The 6,647-nt window shown below is 61.7% G+C and carries 6 protein-coding genes; 2 read left to right on the top strand and 4 right to left on the bottom strand.

Annotation, left to right across the window (positions count from 1 at the left end; genetic code table 11):
• Positions 1 to 15: 15 nt before the first annotated feature.
• Positions 16 to 1,530: an ABC transporter substrate-binding protein gene (locus HX792_RS07100; protein WP_176995400.1), complete on the top strand. Its 1,515-nt coding sequence runs from the start codon at positions 16 to 18 to the stop codon at positions 1,528 to 1,530.
• A 156-nt stretch (positions 1,531 to 1,686) separates the two neighbouring features.
• On the opposite strand, the gene HX792_RS07105 is transcribed toward HX792_RS07100, so the two are convergent.
• The 4 genes from HX792_RS07105 to HX792_RS07120 all read right to left on the bottom strand — a co-directional run bounded on the left by HX792_RS07105 (position 1,687) and on the right by HX792_RS07120 (position 5,375).
• Positions 1,687 to 2,427 carry a YciK family oxidoreductase gene (locus HX792_RS07105; RefSeq protein WP_110623284.1) on the bottom strand — a complete coding sequence of 247 codons (741 nt, stop codon included), beginning with the start codon at positions 2,425 to 2,427 and terminating at the stop codon, positions 1,687 to 1,689.
• 177 nt (positions 2,428 to 2,604) lie between these two features.
• The gene (gene mupP, locus HX792_RS07110; protein WP_138816150.1) at positions 2,605 to 3,276 is read right to left on the bottom strand and encodes an N-acetylmuramic acid 6-phosphate phosphatase MupP; all 672 of its coding nucleotides are present in this window, start codon (positions 3,274 to 3,276) and stop codon (positions 2,605 to 2,607) included.
• Positions 3,277 to 3,280: 4 nt separating this feature from the next.
• Positions 3,281 to 3,979 (bottom strand): bifunctional 2-polyprenyl-6-hydroxyphenol methylase/3-demethylubiquinol 3-O-methyltransferase UbiG, encoded by a 699-nt coding sequence (gene ubiG, locus HX792_RS07115; RefSeq protein ID WP_003189760.1) that lies wholly within the window; start codon positions 3,977 to 3,979, stop codon positions 3,281 to 3,283.
• A 64-nt stretch (positions 3,980 to 4,043) separates the two neighbouring features.
• Positions 4,044 to 5,375, bottom strand: a complete 1,332-nt coding sequence (locus HX792_RS07120) for a TRZ/ATZ family hydrolase (RefSeq protein ID WP_176995401.1) — start codon at positions 5,373 to 5,375, stop codon at positions 4,044 to 4,046.
• Between the two features lie 108 nt (positions 5,376 to 5,483).
• Between HX792_RS07120 and mtnA the strand changes: the two genes are divergently transcribed.
• Positions 5,484 to 6,554, top strand: a complete 1,071-nt coding sequence (gene mtnA, locus HX792_RS07125) for an S-methyl-5-thioribose-1-phosphate isomerase (RefSeq protein ID WP_176995402.1) — start codon at positions 5,484 to 5,486, stop codon at positions 6,552 to 6,554.
• Positions 6,555 to 6,647 lie beyond the last annotated feature (93 nt).

Raw genomic sequence — 6,647 nt, forward strand, 5'->3', positions numbered from 1 at the left:
ACAAGGAGTTGTGATATGCAATCGCGCCATTTGAAATTGCTCGCCGCCGCTACATTGACTGCATGGTCCCTCACTGCCGGGCTGGCACACGCCGCCGGTGTGCTGACCATCGGTTGCCGTGAAGACAGCACCACGTTCGACCCGATCAAAAGCGCGCAAAACCGCGACACCTGGGTATTCGCCAACGTCTACGACACCCTGGTGCGCGTGGATAACCTGGGCACCAAGATGGAGCCGGGGCTGGCCGAAAGCTGGGAGATCTCCAAGGACGGCCTGACCTACACCTTCAAGGTGCGTGATGCGAAGTTCTCGGATGGTTCGGCGATCACCGCCGATGACGCAGCGTTCAGCCTGCTGCGTATCCGCGACAACAAGGCGTCGCTGTGGGCTGACCCGTTCAACCTGATCAACACGGCCAAGGCGTCAGACCCGAAAACCCTGGTGGTCACCCTGAAGACTCCGGCTGTAGCCTTCCTCTCGCAACTGGCGTCGCCGACGGTGTCGATCCTGTCGGAAAAAGCCATGACCAAAATGGGTGAAGACGCCTACTCGGAAAACCCGGTGACCTCCGGCGCGTTTACCGTGGATGAATGGCGCAAGGGCGATCGCGTGATCCTCAAGAAAAACCCGAACTTCTGGCAAGCCAAGAACGTGAGCCTGGATGGCGTGGAGTGGGTGTCCGTGACCGACGACAACACCCGCATGCGCATGGTGCAGAACAACGAGCTGGACACGGCGATCTTCGTACCGTTCTCCCGTGTTGAAGAGCTGAAGAAAGACAAGAACTTGGTCATTCACGCCGACCCGTCGACCCGCGAAGATCACCTGCTGATCAACCACGCCCACGGTCTGCTGGCCAAGCAGGAAGTGCGTGAAGCGCTGGACATGGCCATCGACAAGCAGTCGCTGGTCAAGACCGCCACCTACGGTCAGGGCACGGTGGCGTATTCCTACATTCCAAAGGGCTCGCTGTACCACTACGCCAACAACCTGCAGCGCCCGTACGACCCGACTGCTGCCAAGAAGCTGCTGGAACAAGCCGGTGCCAAGGACTTGAAGCTCAACTACGTGGTCAACGCCGGCAACGAAGCCGACGAGCAGATTGCGGTGATCATCAAGGACCAACTGGCCAAGGTCGGCGTGACTGCCAACCTGCAGAAGGTCGACCCGACCCAGAGCTGGCAGATGCTGGTGGACGGTGAGTACGATATTTCGGTGATGTACTGGACCAACGACATCCTCGATCCGGACCAGAAGACCACCTTCGTGCTGGGCCACGACACCAACCAGAACTACATGACCCGCTACAAGAACGACAAGGTCAAGGCGCTGGTGGCGCAGGCGCGGATCGAGGCAGACCCGGCCAAGCGTGAGCAGATGTATGTCGAGCTGCAGAAGCTGGCGAAACAGGACGTGAACTGGATCGACTTGTACTACAGCCCGTACATCAACATCTCACGCAAGAACGTGAGCAACTTCCTGCAAAACCCACTGGGGCGCTTCACCCTCGAAGAAGTGGTGAAAAACTAAGCTACAAACCAATGTGGGAGCCCGGCTTGTGTGGGAGCTGGCTTGCCTGCGATAGCATCGCCTCGGTGTATCAGGTACACCGCGGTGATGCCATCGCAGGCAAGCCAGCTCCCACACAGACCAGCTCCCACATTTTGTTTTGCGTGGTGTCAGGTGTTATTGCGCGTCAAACGCCTGCCCATTGATGCCGGTACTGTCCGGCCCCATCAGGTACAGGTACACCGGCATGATCTCTTCCGGTGTCGGGTTGTCCGTCGGGTTTTCCCCGGGGTACGCCTGGGCCCGCATGCTGGTGCGCGTGGCACCTGGGTTGATGCTGTTGGCCCGTACCGGTGCGACTGTGTCCAACTCATCGGCCAGGGTTTGCATCAGGCCTTCGGTGGCGAACTTCGACACCCCGTAAGCCCCCCAATACGCCCGCCCCTTGCGCCCGACGCTGCTGGAGGTGAACACTACCGACGCATCCTGGGACAGCTTGAGCAGTGGCAGCAGGGTGCTGGTCAACATGAACATCGCGTTGACGTTAACGTGCATCACCCGCATGAAGTTCTCACCGGACAACTGCTCGATCGGCGTGCGCGGGCCGATGATCGAGGCGTTGTGCAGCAGGCCGTCGAGGTGGCCGAACTCTTTCTCGATCATCGCGGCCAGCTCATCGTATTGATGGGGCAGGGCGGTTTCCAGGTTGAACGGGATCACCACTGGCTGTGGCTGGCCTGCGGCTTCGATTTCGTCGTATACCTGGGCCAGGTTGGCTTCGGTCTTGCCCAGCAGTAGCACGGTGGCGCCGTGGGCGGCGTAGGTTTTCGCGGCGGCCGCGCCGATCCCGCGACCGGCACCGGTCACCAGGATCACCCGGCCTTTGAGCAGTTCTGGGCGTGCGGAGTAATCAAACATAAGCATCCTCGGCAGAGTTCAAGGCAATACACCTCTCAACATGGAATCCATTTCCTGTAGGAGCTGGCTTGCCGGCGATGACGGAGTACCTGTCACCAAAAGTGTTGGCTGACAGACCGCCATCGCCGGCAAGCCAGCTCCTACATCGACATCAGTGTTTTTGAGATTTGTGAACAATCAGCAACTGCACAGGGCGTTATCCAGCACCTTGCGCAGTTCCAGCGGGTGGTCCACCACCACGTCGGCACCCCAGTTGCGCGGGTTGTCGTCGGGGTGGATGTAGCCAAAGGTGACCGCGGCGGTGCGCGTGCCAGCGTCGCGGCCGGATTCGATATCGCGCAGGTCATCGCCCACGAACAGCACGCTGGCCGGGTCCAGGTCGAGCATCTTGCACGCCAAAATCAGCGGCTCCGGGTCCGGCTTGCTGTTTTTCACATGGTCCGGGCAGATCAGCAGCGCCGAGCGCTCGGCCAGGCCCAGTTGCTGCATGATCGGCTCGGCAAACCGCAGCGGCTTGTTGGTGACCACGCCCCACACCAGCTTGGACTTCTCGATGTCTTCCAGCAGCTCGGCCATGCCGTCGAACAGTTTGCTGTGGATCGCGCAGCCTTTCAGGTAGCGCTCCAGAAACTCCTGGCGCAGTTCTTCAAAGCCTGGAGATTCGGGGTCCATCGAGAAGGTCACGGCCACCATCGCCCGTGCACCGCCGGAAATTTCATCGCGGATGTGCTGTGGGTTGATCGGCTCAAGGCCACGGTCGGTGCGCATGGCCTGGCAGATGGCGATGAAGTCCGGCGCGGTGTCCAGCAGGGTGCCATCCATGTCGAAGAGTACGGCTCGCAACTTCACAGGCTCACTCCTCGCGCAGGGTCTGGATCATGTAGTTGACGTCCACATCGTTGGCCAGCTTGTAGTGCTTGGTCAGCGGGTTGTAGGTCAGGCCGATGATGTCCTTGACGGTCAGGCCGGCCTGGCGGCTCCAGGCACCCAGCTCGGACGGGCGGATGAATTTCTTGAAGTCATGGGTACCGCGCGGCAGCAGCTTCATGATGTATTCGGCGCCGATGATCGCGAACAGGTAGGCCTTGGGGTTGCGGTTGATGGTAGAGAAGAACACCTGGCCACCCGGCTTGACCATGCGGAAGCAGGCGCGGATCACCGATGACGGGTCCGGTACGTGTTCGAGCATCTCCAGGCAGGTGACCACGTCGAACTGCTCGGGCATTTCTTCGGCCAGGGCTTCGGCGGTGATCTGGCGGTATTCGACGCTCACGCCGGATTCCAATTGGTGCAGCTGGGCCACGGCCAGCGGCGCTTCGCCCATGTCGATGCCCATCACGGTGGCGCCGCGCTGGGCCATGGCTTCGCTGAGGATGCCGCCGCCGCAACCGACGTCCAGTACCTTCTTGCCGGCCAGGTTGACGCGTTCGTCAATCCAGTTGACGCGCAGCGGGTTGATGTCGTGCAGCGGCTTGAACTCGCTCTCGCGGTCCCACCAGCGGTGGGCCAGGGCTTCGAATTTGGCGATTTCGGCGTGGTCGACGTTGCTCATGGTGAATCCTCTAAACCTGATAAATCGTTTGGTCAGTCCTGAACCCGTGGGTTCAAAACCTTCGTTATTCGCTGTGCCCGCTGATGCGTTGGCCCCAGGCGATGGCCGTGGCGGTCAACTGTTGTTCATCCATGCGGGTCAATTGCCGGTCGTCGAGCAACTGCTTGCCGGCGACCCAAAGGTGTTTCACGCAATCGCGTCCGGTGGCATATATAAGCTGTGAGACCGGATCGTAGATCGGTTGTTGCGCCAGCCCCGACAGGTCGAAGGCGACGATGTCGGCGGCCTTGCCCACTTCCAGCGAGCCGATCTCGCTCTCCAGGCCCATGGCCCGCGCGCCGTTGAGGGTGGCCATGCGCAGGGCGCGGTGGGCATCCAGGGCGGTGGCCGAGCCGGCGACGGCTTTGGCCAGCATTGCGGCAGTACGGGTTTCGCCCAGCAAGTCCAGGTCATTGTTGCTGGCTGCGCCGTCGGTGCCGATGGCCACATTGACGCCAGCCTGCCACAGACGCTCCACCGGGCAAAAGCCGCTGGCCAGTTTCAGGTTCGATTCCGGGCAATGGATGATGCTGGTGTTGCTTTCTACCAGCAAAGCCAGGTCGTCCTCGCTGATTTGGGTCATGTGAACGGCCTGGAAGCGTGGGCCGAGCAGGCCGAGCCGACCCAGGCGCGCCAGTGGGCGCTCGCCGGTCTGTTCGACAGCTTGCTGCACTTCGAAGGCGGTTTCGTGAACGTGCATATGGATCGACGCGTCCAGCTCTTCGGCCATGACCCGGATCTTTTCCAGGTTTTCATCGCACACGGTGTACGGGGCATGGGGGCCGAACACGATTTTGATGCGCGGGTGATGCTTGAGGTCGCCGTACAGCTCGACACCCTGGCGAATGGCCTCATCGGCGGTGCTGGCGCCCGGGATCGGGAAATCGAGGATCGGGAATGCGATCTGGGCGCGGATGCCACTGTTGTGCACGCAGTCGCTGGCAACCTTGGGGTAGAAGTACATGTCGGAGAAGCAGGTGATGCCACCTTTGAGTTGCTCGGCGATGGCCAGGTCGGTGCCGTCGCGTACGAACGCTTCATCGACCCATTTGGCCTCGGCGGGCCAGATATGCTTTTCGAGCCAGGTCATCAGCGGCAGGTCGTCGGCCAGGCCGCGAAACAGGCTCATCGCCGCGTGGCCATGGGCGTTGACCAGGCCGGGGCTGAGCAGCATGCCCGGTAGTTCGCGGACCTCGTTGGCCGCAAGCTTCAAGGCGGCGGCCCGTGGCCCGATGAAGGCAATGCGCCCATCCCGGATGCCCAGGGCATGCTCCTTGAGCACCACGCCGGCAGGTTCGACGGGCACCAGCCAGGTCGGCAGCAATACCAAGTCAAGCAGGGCGGCAGTGGCGGTCATCGCGGGCTTCTTCCCAGGCAGCTATAAAAGAAGGGCGAAGTATACCCGAGCGTCTCCGCTGGCGGATCGCTATAATCGGCGGCTTTGTTCATGAGTGCGGGGTAAGGGATGCGCGATCGACTGTTGGCTGCGGAGAGGGTGAAGGCCATCGATTGGCGTGATGGCGCACTGCACCTGCTCGATCAGCGTGCCTTGCCAGCCGTTGAGCGCTGGGTGACCTGCACCTCGGCCGACGAGGTGGCGGCGGCCATTCGCACGATGGTGGTGCGCGGTGCGCCGGCCATCGGTATCAGCGCCGCCTATGGCCTGGTGCTCGCTGCGCGTGCGCGGATCGCCGAAGGCGGCGACTGGCAAGCTGCGTGGGAAGAAGACTACGCACTGTTGGCTGATGCCCGGCCGACCGCGTCCAACCTGTTCTGGGCGCTGAAGCGCATGCGCGACCGCCTGGATCGCGTTAAAAAGCACGCCGACCCGCTGGCAGTGCTGGAAGCCGAGGCCATTGCGATCCATGAAAGTGATCGGGAAGCCAACCTGACCATGGCCCAACTGGGCGTCGAGCTGATCCGCAAGCACCAGGGCAATGCCCAGGCGATCCTCACCCACGGCAACGCCGGTGCCCTGGCGACGGGTGGTGTGGGTACGGCGCTCGGGGTGATTCGTGCGGCTTACCTGGAAGGTATGGTCGAGCAGGTGTATGTCAACGAGACCCGGCCGTGGCTGCAAGGCTCGCGGCTGACGGCCTGGGAGCTGACGGGCGAGGGCATCCCGGTGACGGTGAATGCCGATTCGGCCGGTGCGCATATCCTCAAGACCAAAGGCGTGACCTGGGTGATTGTCGGCGCCGACTGCATAGCGGCCAATGGTGACGTGATCAGCAAGATCGGCACCTACCAGCTGGCGGTGTGCGCCATGCACCACGGCGTGCGTTTTATGGTGGTGGCGCCGAGTTCCACGCTGGACCTGATGATGGCCACTGGCGATGACGTTGCGCTGGAGGAGCGGGATTCGGGGGAGTTGCTGGACATTGTCGGGCAGCGATTGGACGTGGAGGCCTTCAATCCGGTGTTTGATGTAACGCCGGCTGACTTGATTGACGTGATCGTGACGGAAAAGGGCATTGTCGAGCGGCCGGATACGGCGAAGTTGGCGAAGTTGATGTGCCGTAAGCGGTTGCATTGAGGGGTGTGGCGCCTGTGGAGTCGCCATCGCAGGCAAGCCAGCTCCCACACGAAATGTGTTCACAGAACAACCTGTAGATACCGTCTTGACCCT

This window comes from Pseudomonas sp. B6002 (assembly GCF_013385985.1).
GTDB lineage: Bacteria > Pseudomonadota > Gammaproteobacteria > Pseudomonadales > Pseudomonadaceae > Aquipseudomonas.

What these genes read in the sequence shown, in the direction of transcription:
- HX792_RS07105 (WP_110623284.1), bottom strand. Translation starts at nt 2,427, where the DNA reads ATGTTTGATTACTCCGCACGCCCAGAACTGCTCAAAGGCCGGGTGATC.
- ubiG (WP_003189760.1), bottom strand. Translation starts at nt 3,979, where the DNA reads ATGAGCAACGTCGACCACGCCGAAATCGCCAAATTCGAAGCCCTGGCC.
- HX792_RS07120 (WP_176995401.1), bottom strand. Translation starts at nt 5,375, where the DNA reads ATGACCGCCACTGCCGCCCTGCTTGACTTGGTATTGCTGCCGACCTGG.
- HX792_RS07100 (WP_176995400.1), top strand. Translation starts at nt 16, where the DNA reads ATGCAATCGCGCCATTTGAAATTGCTCGCCGCCGCTACATTGACTGCA.
- mtnA (WP_176995402.1), top strand. Translation starts at nt 5,484, where the DNA reads ATGCGCGATCGACTGTTGGCTGCGGAGAGGGTGAAGGCCATCGATTGG.